We start from the raw sequence: 19399 nt of genomic DNA, 5'->3' as shown, positions 1-19399 counted from the left end.
CCGCCGACGACCCGGAGGCCGACGTTCGGCCGCTGTGCCGACCAGCGGACTCCGGGTGGGCCCGCCGCGACAGAACGGGGGCGGCCCCTTCCGACGCAATGTCGGGAGGGGCCGCGCGGCGGGCGGCACCGGCGGCGGCCTACCTATGCTCGATGCATGGAATTGCGGATCTTCACCGAACCTCAGCAGGGTGCCAGCTACGACGACCTGCTCGCCGTGGCCCGCCGCGCCGAGGAGACCGGCTTCGGCGCCTTCTTCCGCTCGGACCACTACCTCAAGATGGGTTCGGTCAGCGGCGAACCCGGCCCCACCGACGCCTGGACGACCCTGGCCGGGCTGGCCCGCGACACCCGCACCATCCGGCTCGGCACGCTGATGACCGCCGCGACGTTCCGGCTGCCCGGCCCGCTCGCGATCACCGTCGCGCAGGTCGACCAGATGAGCGGCGGGCGGGTCGAGCTGGGCATCGGCACCGGCTGGTACGACGCCGAGCACCGCGCGTACGGGATCCCGTTTCCGGGGCTGGGGGAGCGGTTCGACCGGCTGGCGGAGCAGCTGGCGGTGATCACCGGCCTGTGGCGCACCCCGCCGGGCGGGACTTTCGACTTCACCGGCGAGCACTACCAGGTCAGCGACTCACCCGCGCTGCCCAAGCCGGTGCAGCACCCCCACCCGCCGATCCTGATCGGCGGAATGGGCGCGAAGCGTACACCGCAGCTCGCCGCCCGGTACGCCGACGAGTTCAACCTGCCGTTCGTCTCGCTGGACGACACCGTCGTCCAGTTCGAGCGGGTCCGGGCCGCCTGCGCCGGAATCGGTCGGGACCCGGCCGAGCTGACCTGGTCCAACGCGCTGGTGCTGTGCTGCGGTCGGGATGACGCCGAGGTGGCCCGCCGGGCCGCCGTGATCGGCCGGGAGCCGGCCGAGCTGCGCGAGAACGGGCTGGCCGGCACGCCCTCCGAGGTGGTCGACAAGATCGGCCGGTACGCGGCGGTCGGCAGCCAGCGCCTCTACCTCCAGGTGCTGGACCTGGCCGACCTGGACCACCTGGACCTGGTCGCCACCGAGGTGATGCGGCAGCTCTGACCTGGTCGAAGCGTTGCGACTCCGATTGCGGCAGGCCGGGGTCCCAGCGACCCGGGAGACACCGGCATGCCGCAATCGGAGTCGATCTCGCCTCAGACCCGGTGCTCGTCGCGTAGCACCGTGTCCAGTTGGCCGTCCCGGTCACGGTCGATGTAGGTGACATCCGGCAGCCCGTCGCCGTCGAGGTCGAACTGCACCACGTCGGCCACGCCGTCGCCGTCGAAGTCGGTGACCACCTGGACCGAGCCGTCCATGTGCCGGGTCACGATCGACCGGGCGCCGGCCTCGACCCGGGGCGGCGGGCCGGGGGCGGGCGGCGGTGCCGGCACCGGCTCCGGGGTGGGGCTGGGCTGCGGGTCCGGCTGGCCCGCCCACGGCCCGGCATCGGCCCAGCTGGCCGAGGAGCCGTCAACTCTGCCGGCCGGGCCGCTGGCGGGCTCGACGCCGGTGCCTGCCGGGTCGATCTCCTCCTCGGAGGGGTACACGTCGCCGCGAGGGGCGGGATCACGGTAGCTGCTCATCGGCGTAGGGTTCCCCGACGGAGCTGGCGGTAACCGCCGGCCGCGGAGAGGGGGCCTCGTGTCGACGCACCGTAACTGGGCCGGCAACGTCGAGTACGCAGCCCGGGCGTACCACCGGCCGTCGTCGATCGACGAGTTGCGTGAGCTGGTCGCCGGCAGCGACCGGATCCGGGCGGTGGGCAGCGGGCACTCCTTCAACCGGCTCGGCGACACCACCGGCGACCTGGTCACCCTGGCGGGGCTGCCGGCCAGCGTGCAGCTGGACGAGCAGCGGCGGGTGGTCGACGTGCCGGCCGCGCTGCGCTACGGCGACCTGGCCACCTGGCTGCACGAGCGCGGGTACGCGCTGGCCAACCTCGCCTCGCTGCCGCACATCTCGGTGGCCGGCGCGGTCGCCACCGGCACCCACGGCTCCGGCGAGACCGTCGGCAACCTGGCCACCGCGGTCGCCGGCCTGGAGATGGTCACCGCCGACGGCGAGCTGCACGTCGTGGACCGCGCCCACCCCGAGTTCGCCGCCATGGTGGTCTCCCTGGGCGCGTTGGGCATCGTCACCCGACTCACCCTGGACGTGGTACCCACCTTCGACATCCGCCAGTACGTCCGCCTGGACCTGCCCCGCGCGGCGCTGGACGCGGCGCTCGCCTCGGCGTACAGCGTCAGCGTCTTCACCGACTGGCGCTCCACCCGGGGCACCCAGGTGTGGCGCAAGCAGCTCGCGGATCAACCCCCGCCCCCGGCGGACTGGCTCGGCACGACGGCGGCCGACCGGCCCTGGCACCCGGTGCCCGGCATGCCGGTGGTCAACTGCACCGAGCAGTTCGGCGTGGCCGGCCCCTGGCACGAGCGGCTGCCGCACTTCCGGCTCGGCTTCACTCCCAGCAACGGCGACGAGTTGCAGTCCGAGTACCACCTGCCCCGGGCGGTGGCCGCCGACGCGCTGGCCGCGCTGGACGAGGTGGCGCACCTGGTCGCCCCGGTCACGCTGACCAGCGAGCTGCGCACGATCGCCGCCGACGACCTCTGGCTCAGCCCGCAGTACGGCCGGGACAGCCTCGCCGTCCATTTCACCTGGATCGCCGACGCGACGGCGGTGCTGCCGGTGGTCGCCGACGTCGAGCGGGCACTGGCTCCCTTCGCCCCGCGCCCCCACTGGGGCAAGGTCTTCACGCTCACCCGGGCCGAGATCGCCTCCACCTACCCGCACTGGCCCGACTTCGCCGCACTGGTGGCCCGCCTGGATCCGACGGCGAAGTTCCACACCGAGGTACTGGACCACCTCTTCCCCCGCTGAGCGCCCTCAGCGGTTCGCGGTGAGCTGGTCGCGCATGCTGCCGCGCTGGACGGCGCGGCTGATGTCGCTGGGCGAGACGATGCCGACCAGGCGACCGTCAACCACCACCAGCGCCCGACCGTCGGCGCAGTCGTTGAGCCGGGGCAGCAGATCCGTCAACGGCTCGTCGGGGGAGGCGATCACCAGGTCGTCGGCCCGGCAGGCCACCGACTCCAGGGTGGTGCTGGCCCGGGCGTCGGAGGGCACCCCGCGTACCCGGTCGAGGGTGACCAGGCCGACGGGTCGGCCGTCGTCGGTGAGCGGCAGCGCCGTGTGTCGGTATGCGAAGAGGTAGTTGTTCACGAAGTCGGCCACCGTCATCTCACCCGACGCGGTCTGCGGCTGCGGAGTCATCACGTCAGTGACCCGCATCCCGCGCAGCGCACTGCCCAGCCGGGCCTGCCGCTCCTCCATGGTGGCGGCACCGATCAGGAACCAGCCGATCAACGCCAGCCACAGCCCGCCGACGCCGGTGCCGGTCAGGAACCGCCACAGCCCGAACCCGATCAGCGCCAGGCCGAGAATCCAGCCGGCCCGGGCCGCCACCACCGTGGCGCGGGTACGGTCACCGGTGGCCTTCCACACCGCCGCGTGCAGGAGCCGCCCACCGTCCAGCGGGGCCGCCGGCAGGATGTTGAACACGGCGAGCAGCAGGTTGATGCCGCCGAGCCAGGCCATCACGCCCAGCAGCAGTCCCTGCACCCCGGCGAGGGCGAGCAGCATCGCGATCGCCCCGAAGAAGGCCCCGATGATCAGGCTGACCAGCGGCCCGACCCCGGAGATGCGCAGCTCGGCACCGGGGGACCGGGGCTCCCCACGCAGCTCGGCCACCCCGCCGAAGAGCCACAGGGTGATTCCCTGCACCCCCAGGCCGTTGCGCTTGGCCAGCACCGCATGGGACACCTCGTGGGCCAGTAGACCCAGGAAGAAGACCACCGCCGCGGCCAGCCCCGCCAGCGCGTACGCCACCACCGACCGATCCGGGTACGACTGGGGAAACAGGTTGGCCGACAGCCCCCACCAGATCAGCGCGAAGATGACCAGGACACTCCAGTTGACCCCGACAGGTACGCCAACGATCCGACCGAGCTGAAAACTCGCCTTCATGTTCCGGTCATACCCCCGCAGCCTGCTCCCATACCAGAGGCGAACGTCACCCGTGAACCTCACTGACCGTTTCCGGGAACGTGCGGCTCGGCGGATGCAGGCCAGTAACCCCGGCACGGAAGTCACCATCTCGACATCTGTATGGGACAGGGATCGCTCTGGCGGTGGGCAATAGTTTCGGACGTGGCAGACATGACCGGTGCCGGCGACGACCCGTACCTCTGGCTGGAAGACCTCGACGGCGCGGAGGCCGCCGGGTGGGTCCGCGAGCGCAACACCGAGACCGTCGCGGCGCTGACCGGCGGTGCGGCCTTCACCGCCCGGCAGGCCGAGATCCGGCAGGTGCTCGACGCGGACGACCGCATCCCGTACCCGGCCTGGCGCGGCGACGGCTTCTACTACGACTTCTGGCGCGACGCCGCGCGCCCGCGCGGGCTCTGGCGGCGTACCACGCTCGACCAGTACCGCCGGGCCGAGCCGGAGTGGGAGGTGCTGCTCGACCTCGACTCGCTGGCCGAGCGGGAGGGCGAAAACTGGGTCTGGGGCGGTGTGCGCACGCTGCCGCCGGAGCACCGGCGCTGTCTGGTCAGCCTGTCCCGGGGCGGCGCGGACGCGGTGGTGGTGCGCGAGTACGACCTGGTCGAGCGGGCCTTCGTCGACGGCGGGTTCACCGTCGCCGAGGCCAAGACCGACGTGAGCTGGATCGACGCGGACCACATCTATGTGGGCACGGAGCTCGGGCCGGGCTCGTTGACCGCCTCCGGGTATCCCCGCACCGTGCTCCGGTGGCGGCGCGGCACACCGCTGGCCGACGCCGAGGTGGTCTACGAGGCGGCCACCGAGGATGTCGGCGCGCATGGCTGGCACGACCCGACGCCCGGGTTCGAGCGCGACTTCGTCGGCCGCAGCCGCGACTTCTACCGGTCGGAGAGCTTCCTGCTGACCGGGGCGGGGGAGCGGGTCCGGATCCCGGTGCCCGAGGACGCCGGCTGGGACGTACACCGGGAATGGTTGCTGGTCCGACCGCGTACGCCGTGGACGTTGGGTGAGTCGACCCACCCGGCGGGTGCCCTGCTGGCGATCCGCTTCGACGCGTTCCTCGCCGGCAGCCGGGAGCTGACGGTGCTGTTCCGGCCCGACGAGCGCACCTCGCTGAGCGGCTTCACCTGGACCCGCGACCACCTGATCCTGACCACCCTCACCGACGTACGCAGCCGGCTGGAGGTGCTCACCCCCGGCGAGGACGGCTGGCGCCGCGAACCGCTGCCGGGGGTGCCGGCGGACGAGGAGGGTTGCCTCGTCGAGACCGACCCGGAGTCGGGCAACGCCTACCTGGTCGCCTCGGAGGGCTTCCTCCAGCCGGCGACGCTGCGGCTCGGGCAGGTCGGTGGCGGCGTCGAGACGCTCAAGCGGGCACCGGCGTTCTTCGACACCGACGGCCTGGCGGTACGCCAGTTCTTCGCCGCCTCCGCCGACGGCACCCGGGTGCCGTACTTCGTGGTCGGGGACCCGGCCGCGCCGGCCGGGCCGACGCTGCTCTACGGGTACGGCGGCTTCGAGGTGTCGATGACCCCCGGTTACGGCGGGATCACCGGCCGGGGTTGGCTGGCCCGCGGCGGCAACTACGTGGTGGCGAACATCCGGGGCGGCGGGGAGTACGGCCCCCGCTGGCACCGGGCCGCGCTACGGGAGCACCGGCCCCGGGCGTACGAGGACTTCGCGGCGGTCGCCACCGACCTGGTGACCCGGGGCCTCACCACACCGGACCAGTTGGGCATCGAGGGCGGCAGCAACGGCGGCCTGCTGATGGGGGCGATGCTGACCCGCTACCCGACCCTCTTCGGTGCCGTCGTCGCGCACGTCCCGCTGCTGGACATGCGTCGCTACCACCGGCTGCTGGCCGGCGCCTCCTGGATGGCCGAGTACGGCGACCCCGACGTGGCGGCAGACTGGGCCTTCCTGCGGGAGTACTCGCCGTACCACAACGTGCGCGCCGAGGTGCGATACCCGCCGGTCCTGTTCATCACCTCGACCCGCGACGACCGGGTGCACCCCGGGCACGCCCGCAAGATGACCGCCCGGCTGCGCGAGCACGGTCACGACGTGGCCTACTACGAGAACGTCGAGGGTGGGCACGGCGCGGCGGCCAACAACGAGCAGCGGGCGTTCATCGAGGCGTTGGCGCTGGAGTTCCTCTGGCGGCGGCTGGCCCTGTCGCCGGACGGGTTGCCGCGTCAGCCCTCCAGACCGCACGACCGGACGCCCGTCGGCGGTCAGTAGTTCGATCCCACCGCTCTACCCTGTTCCGCGCCCACCCACCGTCGGCGCCGCCACGTGCCGCGTCAGGACGGATGGTCTGGTGACACGGTGTCACGCTGTTGCGCCGCGACCGGGCGGTCCGGTAGCAGCAGCAGAACGGCCAGCCCCAGGTTGCCGCCCAGCGCGATCACGTTGCCGACCTGGTCTGCTGGTGGGTAGACCCGCAAGTGCAGTGAGTGCCAGAGGAAGTGCACCGCGGTGAAGATCAGCCAGGCGCCGCCGGCCATCCGCAGCGCGGACGGCGTCGGTCGCCGCCAGGCCATCACACTGAGCACGAGCAACGCCAGGTAGAGGGCACCGACGTCGCGGGTCAGATGCTCGTTGTACGGCCCGAGCGCGGAGACCCAGTTCCGCCCCGGCCAGGGAAAATCGGTGTAGAAGGACTGGGGGTACGCGGCCGCCCACACACCGACGACCGCGGCCGTCACGGCGAGCAGCCCGACGATCGCACGCTTACTCCTGATGCTCACACCTGCATGACGAGCCGGACCGCCACTTCGTGACGACCGCCGAGGTGCTCTTGGGACTACGGACCGGTGCCGGAGGTCACGTTCTGTGATCCGGCGACCCACGCCGCCGGGTGGTCCGGAACCAGTTCGGCGTGGGCTCAGGCGGTTGGGGGTGCGGCTCAGGCGGTCGGGGGTGGTGCCGGCAGTTCGTCGACGACCACCACCGGTGTGCCCGGGCGTACCTCCTCCAGCAGCAGCCGCTGGCCGCTGGCGGTCAACCGGATGCAGCCGTTGGTGGTCTGCTGGCCGAGTTCGTCGTCGTTGTACCAGGTGTGCACCCCGATGTGCGCACCGCGCAGGCTGGCCGGGACCGAGTCCGGGTCGTCGGGCACCGAGCCGAGGGCGAAGATGTCCACCCCGCCGTAGACCGACTCCGGTGGTGGGGTGCGGCCCAGCACGAAGGTCCGGCCGAGCGGGGTTTCCTGGCCCCGCTGACCCAGGCTGACCTGCCAGGATCGTTGCGCCGTGCCGTTGCGGTACCAGGTGAGTCGGAACGGCACCCGCTCCACCACGATCTGGTCGCGCAGTTCGACGGTCCGGAATCCGCCCGGCGGTAGCCAGGCCAGCTTGCGGTTGGCCGAGGGGAGCAGCACCGCGGTCCAGCCGGACTCGCGGTTGGCGATCGGCACCGTCAGCTCCACCTCGCTGATGCTCGGCATCAGGAAGGCCAGCGGCCGCCCGCCGGGCGCGTCGTAGGCGGCGAGCTTGCGGGTCGGGTGCAGGCCCCGGGTCAGTGGCGCGGTGTCGAGAGCGTCCGGATCGTCGGGGAAGCCGGCCGGAGCCGGGTCGTAGTCGATCTCTGGCAGTCCGTCCGGAGCGGGCGCGGCCGACGGCACGATCTCAGCGGAGGACGGTACCTCCGCAGTCGGCGCAACCCCCGGGTCGCCCGGCCGGGCCACCGACGCCGGCCCGGACACCGGAGTCAGCGCCCATCCGGTGTACGCCGCCCCACCCAGCAGCACGGCCACGCCCACCGCGACAGCAACCCGCCGCCGCCCCCGCGCCCCCAGAAACCTCTCAAACCCCACCCCTCCACCCTACTCCCCAAACCCCCCCAAAAACCCCAAACCCCCACCCTCTCCACCCCCTCCTCAAGGTGTTGATCAAGAAGTTCTGGCCCGATTTGAAGGTCAAAGTAGGCGAAAACTTCTTGATCAACAGGGGGGAGGGGGAGGGGGTGGGGGTGGGGGTGGGGGTGGGGTTAGGGGAGGCGGGCGGAGAGGTGGATGGCTATGGCGTCGTGGGCGGGGACGTTGGCGGCGAACCAGCCGTTGGCGTCGACGGTGATCACCGGGCCGCTACAGGTGCCGTTCGAGAAGGTGCCGTGGATGACGTCGCAGTAACGGCCTGCCGGCAGCCCGGTGTAGTAGGAGCGGCCGTTGACCGCGCTGTCCTCGTCGTTGATGGTGATGAAGCCCCGGCCCGAGCGGCTGAACGCGATGTGGTTGTTGCCGTTGTCGTACCAGTTGGTGACGCCGGCGCCCTCGGTGGCGTTGCGGAAGCCCACCATGTTCGCGATCACCGGCCAACGGTGCTCGCACTCCCAGCCGGAGTAGCAGACCGTGTTGAGCGTCTTGTTGTTGCTGTCCGAGGGCGGGCCGGCGTCGCGCCCGCTGTAGGTGTAGCTCGACATCACCGTGGGCGAACCGTACGGCCAGGCCAGCATGAAGGCGTTGGCCAGCGCGTAGATGCCCCGGTCGCGGTAGGTGAGCACGCCGCCGGTGTCGCGCTGGGTGTCGTGGTTGTCCACGAAGACCGATGACACGCCGCTGGGCAGGTGCCCCCAGCCCTCGCCGAAGTTGCGCAGGTACGCCAGCCGTTCGGAACGGAAGACCCGGGCCAGGTCCTTGCCGTAGCGGAACTCGTGCACGTCGCCGTTGCCGGTGTACTCGTTCGGGGTGATCGGCTCACCGGCGCCGTAGATGACCTCCTGCACGACGTACGCCGGTCGGCTGAGTCGACCGAGGATCGCGGCGATGTCGGCGGCCGGCATGTGCTTGCTGGCGTCCAACCGGAAGCCGTCCACGCCGAGCGACAGCAGGTCGTTGAGGTACGCGGCCAGCCGGGAGCGGACGTACTCCGACCCCGTCTTGAGGTCGGAGAGGTTGACCAGCTCGCAGTTCTGCACCTCGTACCGGTCGTTGTAGTTGACGATGTCGTTGTTGCCGTTGCGGCCGCAGTAGTGGAAGTCCTGCGCCTGGTAGATGCCGGGGTAGACGTGGTGCTGGTAGGACGAGCCGGCCCAGCCGGTGCCGCCGTTGTCCTGGCCCGACATGTGGTTCACCACGGCGTCGACGATCACCTTCACACCGGCCGAGTGGCAGGTGTCGACCATGGACTTGAACTGGGCGCGGGTGCCCTTGCGGGACTCGATCCGGTAGCTGACCGGTTGGTACGCCACCCACCACTGGTTGCCGCGTACGTGTTCCTGTGGTGGTGAGACCTGGACGTGGCCGTAGCCCTTCGGGCCCAGCGTGCTGGTGCACTCGCTGGCGACCGAGGGCCAGTTCCACTCGAAGAGGTTGGCGATGACCTTCTTGCCGCCCGACGGGGCTGCGGCGGCCGGTGGCGCGGTCACGGCGCTGGGGGTGAGGAGACTGGCGATCACGGCGAGGGCGATGATCGCCGGGCGGAGTCGACGTCGATGCATCGGGTGCTCCTGGGGGTGCCGGGGGATGGGGGTGGTGGTGCGGCTGCCCAGATCTTGCAACCAGGGCTGAAAATTTCCGAAAGATTACAAGCTCGTTTCATCGACTGTCAATGCATGGGCATGGATGACTGCCTTAGGTGGGCGGTGCGGGCGCTATACGCGCCGGGTCGCGGGTCGGTTCGACAACTCGCAGATATTTTTTCTTACGACACTGATCCGACCGGGCCCTCCGGTGCGTACTGGAGTGGGGAACAGGTCGGCCGGCGGTGCGCCGCCGCGAGACGATCGAGGAGCAGATGGCCCGGGCCACGCAGAACGAGAAGACGCCTGCCGTCCGTACCAGCAGCAGCAGTCGGGGGATCCGGGTCTGGTCTCGCGGCCAGGTCATTGCGGTCTCCGCCTGTGGTCTGGCCGCCCTGTGGGCGCTGACCATGCTCACCGGCGCGGGCCAGAAGGCGTACGCGATGGGCTTCTTCTTCACCGAGTTCTTCGCCGGTGTGATCGCCCTGGTCGCGCTGAGCCTCACGGTGATGATGGGCCTGCTCGCCACCGACCGGTTGGTGCTGCTGATCCGGCACCGGGTGCTGTTGCAGTCCGCGCACCGGGCCACCGGCATCCTCGGCGTCGCCGGCCTGGGCTTCCACGTCATCACGAAGATCGCCAGCGGCCGGGCGGGGGTGACCGACGCCGCCGTACCCTTCGTCGGTGGCCGTGGCCTCTACGTCGGCCTCGGCACCATCGCCGCGCTGCTCATGGTGAGCGTGCTGTGGACCGGCATCATCCGGGCCCGTTTCGCCGACGTCGGCCCGAAGTGGCTGTGGCGTGCGCTGCATTCGATGGCGTACGTCGCCTGGCCGTTCGGCATCTTCCACGGCCTCCTGGCCGGTCGCCCGGCCGCCGGCTGGGTCAGCCTCAGCTACTTCGCCTGCGTGGTGCTGGTCGTGATGGCGCTGATGGTCCGCCTCTCGGTCACCCTCCAGCGGCGCAGCCGCGAGCGGCAGCAGGCCGCCGCCCTGAACGAGGCGATGACCGGCAGCAAGTCCACCGAGTCGCTGCTCGGTAACCTCACCGGTCGGCGTGCCGAGGCCGACGACGGCCGTGAGAAGCGGGTCCGCCGCGACACCAGCTGGGCCGACAGCACCTCCGGCACCTGGGCCAGCCCCACCATCCGGCGAAACGACCCGGAGCGCTTCACCGTGCCGGTCGTTCCCGAGCCGGGCACGCTGCGCGAGCCGGTCCGCCCGGGTCGCGGCCGTCGCGACGAGGAGTTCGAGCCGGTGGTCCGGCGTCCCTCGCGCCGCGAGGAGGAGGAACTGGAGCGGGTCGTCCGCCGCGAGACCGAGCAGCTCGAGCCGGTGGTGCGCCGCCGCCGTGACGAGGAGCCGGTCGGCCGGCGCGGCTCCCGCCGGGACGACGAGCTGGAGACCACCGGCCGGCACCCGCGGGTCGAGGAGGACGACCTGGAGCCCGTGCTTCGCCGCTCCCGGCGCGACGACGAGGAAGCGCCCCGGCGCCGCTCCCGGCGCGAGTCCGAACGCGAGCCGGTCGGCCGTCGGTCGACCCGACGCGACGAGGACCTGGTGGAGTACGACCGTGAGCCGGTGCGTCGGCGCGGCCGCGACGACTCGGACGAGGACGAGGTGGTCGGCCGTTCCCGGCGTTCCCGGGTGGACGCCGACACCGACAGCCGCTACTCGGCCCCACCGCAGCGGTCCGCGGCAGAGCCGGAGGAGCCCTGGGACAGTCCGCGCCGCTGGGAGTCGACCGCCCCCATCTCGGCCGGCCCGATCTCCGGCGCACCGATCTCCGGTTCGCCCGTCTCCGCGGCGCCCCGCAGCGGCGGCGGACGCCACAGCGTCGAGGACGACCTGCCGGCGGCCGAGACCGACTACTGGCGCCCGCCAGCGCGGTACGCCCCGGAGGACGAGGCCGACGACGACACTCCGACCCTGGTCGACCTGGCCTCCCGACGTGCCCGGCGGACGGCGGCAGACCGCCGGCGCCGGCCCGACCCGGACTCGGTCGACGGTGCCTACTGGGCCGGCCTGCGGGGCGAGGCCAAGTGACGATGCGGACGGCCGTTCCCCCGGTGGCCTGCGTCGGCGAACCCCGGCTCACCGCCGGGTTCGCCGAGTTCGGCCGGCTCGACCTGCGCGCCCACGAGCTGGTGCACGGCCCGATCAGCCCGTTGGAGCCGTCCAACCTGCTGAGCCTCGCCGAGGGCACCCAGCTCAAGGGCAAGGGGGGTGCCGGCTTCCCGTTCGGCAAGAAGCTGCGCGCGGTGCTCGAGTCCTGCGAACGCCAGGACCTGCCGCCGGTGGTGGTGGTCAACGCCACCGAGGGTGAACCGGCCAGCTGGAAGGACAAGGTCATCCTCACCCGGGCGCCGCACCTGATCCTCGACGGCGCCGCCCTGGCCGCGTTCGCCCTGGACGCCGAGGAGATCGTGCTCTGCGTGGCCGACGACATGGTCGGCCGGGACTCCCTGATGGAGGCGCTGGACGAGCGCCGGATGCCGGTGCCGACCAGCGTCGTGACGGTTCCGCACCGCTTCATCAGCGGGGAGGGCGGCGCACTGGTCAACGGGATCAACGGGCTGCCGCACATCCCACCCGGCACCAAGAAGCGTTCCAGTGACTCCGGTGTCGGCGGCCTACCCACCCTGCTCTCCAACGCCGAGACGTACTCCCAGCTGGCGATCGCCGCCCGGCTCGGGCCGTACGAGTACGCGGCGCTCGGCACCGACGACGAGCCCGGCACGGTGCTGCTCAGCGTGACCGGCGCGGCCAAACGTCACGCGGTGATCGAGTGCGCCGCCGGCACGCCACTGGCCGAGATCCTGGAGCTCTGCGAGGTACCCGACGGTCCGGGCATCCTGACGGGTGGCTACCACGGCAAGTGGGTCACCCGGGAGGCGGCGGAGAAGGCCGTGGTCTCGCGCAAGGGGCTCGCCGCGATCGGCGGCACCCTCGGCGCCGGCATCATCGTCCCGCTCGCCAACGACACCTGCCCGCTCGGCGAGGCCGCCCAGGTGGTGCGCTACCTCTCCGGCGAGTCCGCCGGGCAGTGCGGCCCGTGCAAGCGGGGGCTGCCCGACCTGGCCCGCGCCGTCGACCTGGCGGTCTCCGGGAGCGCGCCGGTGGAGGTGGTCCGGGCCGCCGCCGGCGACGTCAAGGGACGCGGCGCGTGCAGCCACCCCGACGGTACGTCCCGGTTCGCGCTGTCGGCGATGGAGGTCTTCGCCGACGACCTGAAGAAGCACACCACGGGCGAGGGGTGCGGCCGACGGGTCAAGGGCGTGATGGGTCTGCCCGGCGCGCCCGACGCCGACCCGCAGAAGCTGGTCCTGGACTGGTCCCGATGCGACGGACACGGCCTCTGCGCCCACGTGGTGCCGGACTTCATCCGGCTGGACCAGAACGGCTACCCCGCCTTCCCGCCCACCCCCGTGCCCACCTGGCTGCGGGAGGGTGCGGTGAAGGCGGTCAAGGTCTGCCCGGAGCTGGCGCTGCGGCTGACACAGGCCTGAGCGACAAGAGGAGATGCGGATGAGGGCGGCACGCACGACGAGACGCGCCACCGGCATGGTCACCGCCGCCCTGCTCGCCGCCGTGCTGGCCGGGTGCGGTGCGGGTGCCGAGGCGACCCGGTCGCCCGAGGCGCAGCCCGCCGCGACCCCGCCGGCCAGCGCCGCCGCCTCGCCGCCGGCCAGCCCGGCGCCGGTGCCGGAGACCCTCCGCTTCACCGGAAAGACCCTGGAAGGTGCGGCGTTCGACGCCGCCACCCTCGCCGGCCGGCCGGTGGTGCTCTGGTTCTGGGCGCCCTGGTGCGCCACCTGCGCGAGTCAGGCGTGGACGATAGCGGAGATCGAGCCCGGGTTCCGGGAGACCGTGCCGATCATCGGGATCGCGGGGCTCGGTGAACGCAAGGCGATGACCGACTTCGTCACCGAGTTCGAGCTGGGCCCGATGCCGCAGATCGAGGACCGGGCGGGTGAGCTCTGGCGGCGCTTCGAGGTCGTCGAGCAGAGCACCTTCGTGATCATCGACCGGGACGGGCGGGTGATCCACCAGGGCTGGCTGGACGGCGAGGACCTCACCCGCCGGGTCACCGCACTGGCCGCCTGACGGAGGCGAAGGAAGGGCCCCTTGTTAACGCCTGCGGTAGAGCAGGGGCCCCCTGTTAACGCCGGACCTACGCGTGCGGGCTCAGCCGACGACGTGCGGGAGGTCGGCCGCGAGCGTCGAGGGCCGCGCGAAGCGGCCCCCGACGACCCGGTCAGCGCGGAGTGAGGCGGTCGGTGCCGAGGCGGTCGCGGAGGACCTCGGGGACCAGCACCGAACCGTCGGGCTGCTGGAACTGCTCCAGGATGGCCGGGAAGAGGCGGCTGGTCGCCAGGGCCGAACCGTTGAGGGTGTGCACGAAACGGGTCTGCTTACCGCCCGGCTCGCGGTAGCGGATCGCCGCCCGACGGGCTTGGTAGTCACCGCCCCAGGAGACCGACGAGACCTCCTTGTACTTGCCGGTGCTCGGCATCCAGACCTCGATGTCCAGGGTCTTGCGCATCGAGGCGCTGGCGTCACCGGCCGCGAGCAGGCTGCGCTGGTAGTGCAGGCCCAGGGCCTCGACCAGGCTCTCCGCGTGGCCGACCATCTGCTCCAGCGCGGCGTCGGCCTGCTCGGGCAGGGTGAACTGGAAGATCTCCACCTTGTTGAACTGGTGGCCGCGGACCGTGCCCCGCTCGTCGGAGTGCGAGCCGGCCGCCTCCCGGCGATAGCAGGGGGTGTACGCGAACACCTTCAGCGGCAGCTTCGCGGTCTCCAGGATCTCGTCCTGGTACGCCCCGAGGATCGCCGTCTCCGCCGTCGGCAGCAGGAACTGCCCGCGCGGGGCGGACTGCTTGTCCAGGTGGTAGACGTCGTCGTAGAACTTGGGAAACTGCCCGGCGGCGAAGCCGGCGCTGTCCAGCAGCAGGTGCGGCGGCAGCAGGAATTCGTAGCCGGCCTCGACGTTGCGCTCGATCAACCAGTTGACCAGCGCCCACTCCAGCCGGGCACCCAGCCCGGTGTACATCCAGAAGCCGGACCCGCCGAGCTTGACGCCGCGCTCGTGGTCGACCAGGCCCAGCATCCGGCTCAACTCGACGTGGTCGCGGACCTTCTCGATGGCCGGCGGCTCGCGGAAGGTCTTCACCACCCGGTTGGCTTCCTTGCCGCCGGGCACGACGTCGTCGGCGGGCAGGTTGGGCAGCTCGCTCATGGTGGTACGCAACCGCGCCTGCACCTCGTCGAGCTCGGCCTCCAGCTCGGCGACCTGCTTACGGCCGGCCTCGGAGCCGACCTCCGGCTCGACACCGGCCCGCTTCGCCTGCGCGTACGCTCGGGCCTCGGCCTTACGGCGCTGGCGCTCCCCGTCGATCTCACTGATCAGCCGGCGACGCTCCCGGTCGAGCTGCTGGATCTCGTCCAGCGCCCGGTCGACCTCGGCGGCCGTCAGCCGCTTCGCCAGCGCGGTCGCCACCGCGTCGCGATCCTTTCGGATCAACTCCATGTCGAGCATGCTGCTCCGTGGCCTCCGTCCGGGCTGGGGTGGACCTCCAGATGCTACCGCCGCGCCCGGAACGCCCCGACCCGCCCGGGTGCGGTGGCTCAGAGGCGGATCGGCATCAGGATGGAGAAGGCGGCGTCGTCGTCCGGTCGACGAATCGCCAGCGGCGCGATCGGGCCGTCCAGCTCCAGCACCAGGCGCGACCCGCCGGCCGCGTCGAGCGCGTCGAGCAGGTAGTCGCCGTTGACCCCGACGCGCAGCTCACCCCCGCCGACCTCACCGGCACCGCCCAGATCGTGCGGGCTGGTGAGGTCGGCGGGACCCAGCAGCCGCAGGGCGTCCCGGCCGCCGAGGCCGAGCACGGTCACCGGCAGCGGGCTGCCCGCGTACTCCCGGACGATCGTCGGCGTACCGGTCCGCAGCGCGTCGACCAGCCACCCGGCGTCGACCTGGAACCGGCGTGCCGGCCGGTCGCCGGCCGCGCCGGGCAGCAGGGCGTGGTAGTCCGGGAAGTCGTACGGCAGGGGCGTGGCCCGCAGCTGACGCCCGCCGACGTCGGCGACGAACTGCCGCCCGACCAGGGTCAGCCGCACCACGGCGGTGTCGAGGTCCGGGCCGTCCAGCAGCCGGCGCAGCCCGTCGACCGCGGCCACCGGCAGCAGCGTCCGGGTCGGCGGACCGTGCACCGATGCATCGACCGTGGCCACCGCCAAGCGGTGCCGGTCGGTCGCCACCAGCCGCACCTCGTCGCCGCTCACGTCGAGCAGGACGCCGGCCAGCGCCGGCAGGACCGGGTCGGCGCCGACGGCGAACCGGACCGCGTCCACGGCGGCGGCCAGGTCACCCCCGGCCAGGACGAGTCGGGTGGCCGTCGACGGTTGGTCGGCGGGGAGCAGGGCCCGGATCCGGGAGACCTCGCGGCGGGTGTCGGCCAGCCCTTCCGTCAACCGGCGCAGGTGCGCGTCGAGCAGCCGGTGTACGACGGCGGGTTCGGCGCGTACCGCCCGGGCGATCTCGGCCACCGGCATCCCGACCCGGCGGAGCCCGGCCACCAGCCGGGCCGGCGCCACCTGGTCGTCGGTGTAGCGGCGGTACCCGCTACCCGGGTCGACCTGGGCGGGGACCAGCACTCCGGCGGCGTCGTAGAACCGCAGGGCACTCACCGTCAGCCCGCTGGCCCGGGCCAGCTCGCCGATGCTGCGCAGGTCACTCTTCACGGCCCGATCCTGCCCCCTCGACCTGGTCGAGGGTCAAGCCTGGCCCGCTCCGGCGGTGTTAATAGGGGGCCCCTGCTCTACCGCAGGCGTTAACAAGGGGCCCTTCCTTCGCTTTCTGCGGCGTCTTCGCTCAGGACGCGGAAGGTGATGCCGGCGGCGGTGAGGCGGTGCAGCAGGGCGTCGCCCATCGCGCTGACCGGCGTGACCTGGCCGCAGGTCGCCGGCAGGTCGTCGTACGCCAGGCAGAGCGCCGACTCGGCGAGCATCTTCGCGGTCTCGTCGTACCCGGGATCGCCGCCGGCCACCTCCGTCACCACCCGTCGGCCGCCGCCGGTGCCGACGAACCGCACCGTGAACCACGACTTCGCCCGCTGCTCGGCGTTCGGCCCCTGCCCCGAGGCGAGCCGGCCGAGCAGCCACCGCCGGGTCGGCGGCAGCTTCACCAGCCCGACCAGCGCACCCAGCCCGGCACCGGCGGTCAGCACCGTGGGCAGCCGCTTCACGGCGGCGAAGTGCCGGTAGCGGAAGTCCGGACCGTACTCGGGCCGGGCCGCCGCCGAGCGGCGGACCACCTGCGGGTCGATCGTCGGCAGCGGCACCGCCCAGACGGGCAGGTCCCGCGAGCGGGCCAGCCGGCCGGGCACGGCGCGGACCCGGCGGTCGGTCGGGCGGGGCTCGACGGCGCGGCGTTCGCGGGCCGCCTGCGACGCCTCGGTGGTACGCGAGAAGGCGGTCAACGCCGAGTGGTAGGTGCCGGCGGAGAAGCGGCCCCCGGCCCGGACGTAGCCGTCCACCGTGATCGGCACGTCGTCGGGTAGCTGCTTGATGGTGAACCAGACGCCCAGATCGTGCGGGATCGAGTCGAAACCGCAGGCGTGCACCAGCCGGGCGCCGGTGCGGACCGCCTCGGCGTGGTGGCGCAGGTACGTCAGGTCGACGAACTCCGCCTCGCCGGTGATGTCGAGGTAGTCGGTGCCGGCGGCGGCGCAGGCGGCCACCAGCGGCTCGCCGTACCGGATGAACGGCCCGACGGTGCTGGCCACCACCCGGGCCTGCTCGGCCACGGCGCGCATCGACGTCGCGTCGGTGATGTCTGCGGTGAGCAGCGGCAGGCCGGCCAGCGCCGGATCGATCTCGGCCAGCCCGCCGCGGACCGCGGCCAGCTTGTCGGCGTTACGCCCGGCGATCGCCCAGCGCAGCCCCACTGGCGCGTGCCGGGCCAGGTAGCGGGCGGTGAGGCCACCGGTGAACCCGGTCGCCCCGAACAACACGATGTCGTACGACCGTTGCGCAGCCATTCCGCGATCATGCCACCCGCACCGCCGTGTCGCCCGGCGGCGAGTGCGGCTCCTGCGGGGTGAAGACGGCGCGTAGGCATTCCTCGGGGCGGTCCCGGAACAGGGCGTACCCCTCGACGGCCCGCTCCAGCGGGAAGTGGTGGGTGGCCAGGTGCTCGGTGCGCAGCTCGCCACGGGCCATCCGGTCCAGCAGCATCGGGATGTAGCGCTGGCCGTGCTGTCGTGCCCCGCGCACGGTGAGCCCCTTGTGGACGGCCGCGCCGGTGGGGAAGGCGTCGACGAAGCGGGCGCCGCTGTTGAGGACGAAGACGTTCCCGCCCTTGCGGCAGGCGTACACCGCCTCGCGGATCGCCTCCGGCATCCGGGTCCGCCCGGTGAACCGGTCGGCGAGCGAGCGGTGTTCGGCGGCGAGGCCGCCGACGGCCTCGACACAGACGTCCGGGCCCCGCCCGCCGCTGAGCTCCCGCAGCTCCGCCGCCACGTCGGTGTGCCGCAGGTCGATGGTCTCGGCGCCGGAGTGCTGCCGGGCCATCAGCAGGCGGGCGGGGTGCCGGTCGACGACGACCACCCGATCGGCGCCCAGCAGCCAGGCCGACCGGGCGGCCAGCTGACCGACCGCCCCCGCGCCCCACACCGCGACCACGTCCCCCGGACGCACCTCGCCCCCCTCGGCTCCCATCCAGCCGGCCGGGGCGGCGTCCGAGGCGAACAGGGCCCGGTCGTCGCCGACCGCCTCCGGCACCGTGAACGCACCGAAGTCGGCGTACGGCACCCGCACGTACTCGGCGTGGCTGCCGGCGAAGCCGCCCGCGGCCCGTGGTTGACCGAAGCCACCCGCCACCGGATGCCCCCACTCCGCCTCGGCCTCGGCCGGCTCGGTGCTGCCGTTGTCGCAGCACGAGGGCAGCCCCTGCCGGCAGTACCAGCAGCCGCCGCAGGCCACCGAGGCGCAGACCACCACCCGGTCGCCGACCCGGTGCCGCCGTACCGCCGGACCCACCTCGACCACGTCGCCGACGAACTCGTGACCGAGTACGTCGTCGGCGGCCAGGCCCGTCACCCGTCCCGCGAGCAGCGGCAGGTCGGCACCGCAGGTGGCGCTGCGCCGCACCTGGACGATCACGTCGTGCTCGTTGCGCAGCTCCGGATCGGGCACCTGGCGCACGGCCAGCTCGCCGCCTGAGGTCCAGCACAGCGCCCTCATCCCGCTGGCCGATCGGGCGGCGGCAGCCAGGTCCCGTCGGGCTCGGTGCGTTCGTAGGGCGGGCGGTCCGCGCGCAGCTGCTCGCCAGCCTCGGCGAGCTGCTTGACCTGCCACAACGTTCGCCGTACCAGCAGAGCGGGGTCGTCGCCGAGCAGATGCGCGGCGAGCCCGGGCCAGGCGGCCCCGGGCACCGGGCGGGCGGCGAGTTCGGTGCCCCGGTCGCCGGGAGCGGGACGAACGGTGACCTCGACGGCGTCGCCGAGACGGCGCAGCGGCTCCGGCCGGGCGCCCGTGGGCAGCACCTCCTGCGGTGACCGGTCAATCGTCACCACCTGCCAATGCCCGGGCCGACCGTCGTCCGGCCCGGCCGGCAGGCGGGTGCCGGCGTCTCGTCGTCGGGTCATGGCGGCGCGCGGGCGGGTGCCGGCGCCGCGCGATGGGTGGTTGCTGGCGGCTCGCCGGCGGGTGACGGCGGCCCGCGCGCTGCCGGCCGCCGCCGCACCGAGGGCTCCGGCCACCGCGAACACCGTCCCGACCCGTCCCACTCGTACCTCCGGATCTCGTTCCTGCCGTCCCGGCGCGGACCGTCTGGTGCCCGCGTCGGTCTG

16 protein-coding genes are annotated in these 19399 nt (G+C 72.7%); 6 read left to right on the top strand and 10 right to left on the bottom strand.

What is annotated here, in order from left to right; all coding sequences use genetic code 11:
- Positions 1 to 156: 156 nt before the first annotated feature.
- Complete coding sequence (locus BMY89_RS21920) at positions 157 to 1086, top strand: LLM class F420-dependent oxidoreductase (protein ID WP_092381919.1); 930 nt, start codon at positions 157 to 159, stop codon at positions 1084 to 1086.
- Between the two features lie 92 nt (positions 1087 to 1178).
- Here the strand turns inward: BMY89_RS21920 and BMY89_RS21915 are convergent, their stop codons facing one another.
- On the bottom strand, positions 1179 to 1607 hold the full coding sequence (locus tag BMY89_RS21915) for a hypothetical protein (protein WP_092381918.1): 429 nt from the start codon (positions 1605 to 1607) through the stop codon (positions 1179 to 1181).
- A gap of 58 nt (positions 1608 to 1665) precedes the next feature.
- Here BMY89_RS21915 and BMY89_RS21910 point away from each other — a divergent pair, with 58 nt between their 5' ends.
- Complete coding sequence (locus tag BMY89_RS21910; protein ID WP_092381917.1) at positions 1666 to 2901, top strand: FAD-binding protein; 1236 nt, start codon at positions 1666 to 1668, stop codon at positions 2899 to 2901.
- A 6-nt stretch (positions 2902 to 2907) separates the two neighbouring features.
- Here BMY89_RS21910 and BMY89_RS21905 read toward each other — a convergent pair whose 3' ends face one another.
- A complete protein-coding gene (locus BMY89_RS21905; protein ID WP_092381916.1) occupies positions 2908 to 4047 on the bottom strand; it encodes a site-2 protease family protein in 1140 nt (379 codons plus the stop codon).
- A 192-nt stretch (positions 4048 to 4239) separates the two neighbouring features.
- Here BMY89_RS21905 and BMY89_RS21900 point away from each other — a divergent pair, with 192 nt between their 5' ends.
- Positions 4240 to 6327, top strand: a complete 2088-nt coding sequence (locus BMY89_RS21900) for a prolyl oligopeptidase family serine peptidase (RefSeq protein WP_092381915.1) — start codon at positions 4240 to 4242, stop codon at positions 6325 to 6327.
- 62 nt (positions 6328 to 6389) lie between these two features.
- Here the strand turns inward: BMY89_RS21900 and BMY89_RS21895 are convergent, their stop codons facing one another.
- From BMY89_RS21895 to BMY89_RS21885, 3 genes are all read right to left on the bottom strand, one after another.
- On the bottom strand, positions 6390 to 6836 hold the full coding sequence (locus BMY89_RS21895; RefSeq protein WP_092381914.1) for a hypothetical protein: 447 nt from the start codon (positions 6834 to 6836) through the stop codon (positions 6390 to 6392).
- 158 nt (positions 6837 to 6994) lie between these two features.
- Positions 6995 to 7903: a L,D-transpeptidase gene (locus BMY89_RS21890; RefSeq protein ID WP_092381913.1), complete on the bottom strand. Its 909-nt coding sequence runs from the start codon at positions 7901 to 7903 to the stop codon at positions 6995 to 6997.
- Positions 7904 to 8076: 173 nt separating this feature from the next.
- Positions 8077 to 9525, bottom strand: coding sequence for an alpha-amylase (locus tag BMY89_RS21885; RefSeq protein WP_092381912.1), 1449 nt, complete (start codon positions 9523 to 9525; stop codon positions 8077 to 8079).
- A 266-nt stretch (positions 9526 to 9791) separates the two neighbouring features.
- Between BMY89_RS21885 and BMY89_RS21880 the strand changes: the two genes are divergently transcribed.
- Genes BMY89_RS21880 through BMY89_RS21870 form a run of 3 tightly spaced genes read left to right on the top strand, consistent with a single transcriptional unit; the run spans position 9792 to position 13652 of the window.
- Positions 9792 to 11591, top strand: a complete 1800-nt coding sequence (locus tag BMY89_RS21880; protein WP_232521484.1) for a hypothetical protein — start codon at positions 9792 to 9794, stop codon at positions 11589 to 11591.
- Positions 11592 to 11593: 2 nt separating this feature from the next.
- Complete coding sequence (locus BMY89_RS21875; RefSeq protein ID WP_092381911.1) at positions 11594 to 13054, top strand: NADH-quinone oxidoreductase subunit NuoF family protein; 1461 nt, start codon at positions 11594 to 11596, stop codon at positions 13052 to 13054.
- A 19-nt stretch (positions 13055 to 13073) separates the two neighbouring features.
- Positions 13074 to 13652 (top strand): TlpA family protein disulfide reductase, encoded by a 579-nt coding sequence (locus BMY89_RS21870; RefSeq protein WP_232521483.1) that lies wholly within the window; start codon positions 13074 to 13076, stop codon positions 13650 to 13652.
- Between the two features lie 151 nt (positions 13653 to 13803).
- On the opposite strand, the gene serS is transcribed toward BMY89_RS21870, so the two are convergent.
- The 5 genes from serS to BMY89_RS21845 form a co-directional block, all read right to left on the bottom strand.
- Positions 13804 to 15084, bottom strand: coding sequence for a serine--tRNA ligase (gene serS, locus BMY89_RS21865; protein ID WP_092381909.1), 1281 nt, complete (start codon positions 15082 to 15084; stop codon positions 13804 to 13806).
- Positions 15085 to 15173: 89 nt separating this feature from the next.
- Positions 15174 to 16277 carry a DNA polymerase III subunit beta family protein gene (locus BMY89_RS21860; RefSeq protein WP_092382051.1) on the bottom strand — a complete coding sequence of 368 codons (1104 nt, stop codon included), beginning with the start codon at positions 16275 to 16277 and terminating at the stop codon, positions 15174 to 15176.
- Between the two features lie 101 nt (positions 16278 to 16378).
- Positions 16379 to 17587: a saccharopine dehydrogenase family protein gene (locus BMY89_RS21855; protein ID WP_092381908.1), complete on the bottom strand. Its 1209-nt coding sequence runs from the start codon at positions 17585 to 17587 to the stop codon at positions 16379 to 16381.
- 7 nt (positions 17588 to 17594) lie between these two features.
- Positions 17595 to 18791, bottom strand: a complete 1197-nt coding sequence (locus BMY89_RS21850; RefSeq protein ID WP_092381907.1) for an alcohol dehydrogenase catalytic domain-containing protein — start codon at positions 18789 to 18791, stop codon at positions 17595 to 17597.
- Positions 18788 to 19195, bottom strand: a complete 408-nt coding sequence (locus tag BMY89_RS21845) for a hypothetical protein (RefSeq protein WP_092381906.1) — start codon at positions 19193 to 19195, stop codon at positions 18788 to 18790. The genes BMY89_RS21850 and BMY89_RS21845 overlap by 4 nt, the downstream gene beginning before the upstream one ends.
- Between the last annotated feature and the right edge of the window lie 204 nt (positions 19196 to 19399).

Origin of the sequence: Micromonospora phaseoli, assembly GCF_900109115.1 — a bacterium.
GTDB classification, from domain to species: domain Bacteria; phylum Actinomycetota; class Actinomycetes; order Mycobacteriales; family Micromonosporaceae; genus Micromonospora; species Micromonospora phaseoli.
The sequence above is the reverse complement of the archived record's forward strand: the minus strand, read 5'-3'. Positions and strand labels throughout refer to the sequence as shown.

Coding starts and splice junctions, on each gene's coding strand:
- serS (WP_092381909.1), bottom strand. CDS start 15,084: ATGCTCGACATGGAGTTGATCCGAAAGGATCGCGACGCGGTGGCGACC.
- BMY89_RS21915 (WP_092381918.1), bottom strand. CDS start 1,607: ATGAGCAGCTACCGTGATCCCGCCCCTCGCGGCGACGTGTACCCCTCC.
- BMY89_RS21855 (WP_092381908.1), bottom strand. CDS start 17,587: ATGGCTGCGCAACGGTCGTACGACATCGTGTTGTTCGGGGCGACCGGG.
- BMY89_RS21875 (WP_092381911.1), top strand. CDS start 11,594: ATGCGGACGGCCGTTCCCCCGGTGGCCTGCGTCGGCGAACCCCGGCTC.
- BMY89_RS21905 (WP_092381916.1), bottom strand. CDS start 4,047: ATGAAGGCGAGTTTTCAGCTCGGTCGGATCGTTGGCGTACCTGTCGGG.
- BMY89_RS21920 (WP_092381919.1), top strand. CDS start 157: ATGGAATTGCGGATCTTCACCGAACCTCAGCAGGGTGCCAGCTACGAC.
- BMY89_RS21870 (WP_232521483.1), top strand. CDS start 13,074: ATGAGGGCGGCACGCACGACGAGACGCGCCACCGGCATGGTCACCGCC.
- BMY89_RS21885 (WP_092381912.1), bottom strand. CDS start 9,525: ATGCATCGACGTCGACTCCGCCCGGCGATCATCGCCCTCGCCGTGATC.
- BMY89_RS21900 (WP_092381915.1), top strand. CDS start 4,240: ATGACCGGTGCCGGCGACGACCCGTACCTCTGGCTGGAAGACCTCGAC.
- BMY89_RS21850 (WP_092381907.1), bottom strand. CDS start 18,791: ATGAGGGCGCTGTGCTGGACCTCAGGCGGCGAGCTGGCCGTGCGCCAG.
- BMY89_RS21845 (WP_092381906.1), bottom strand. CDS start 19,195: ATGACCCGACGACGAGACGCCGGCACCCGCCTGCCGGCCGGGCCGGAC.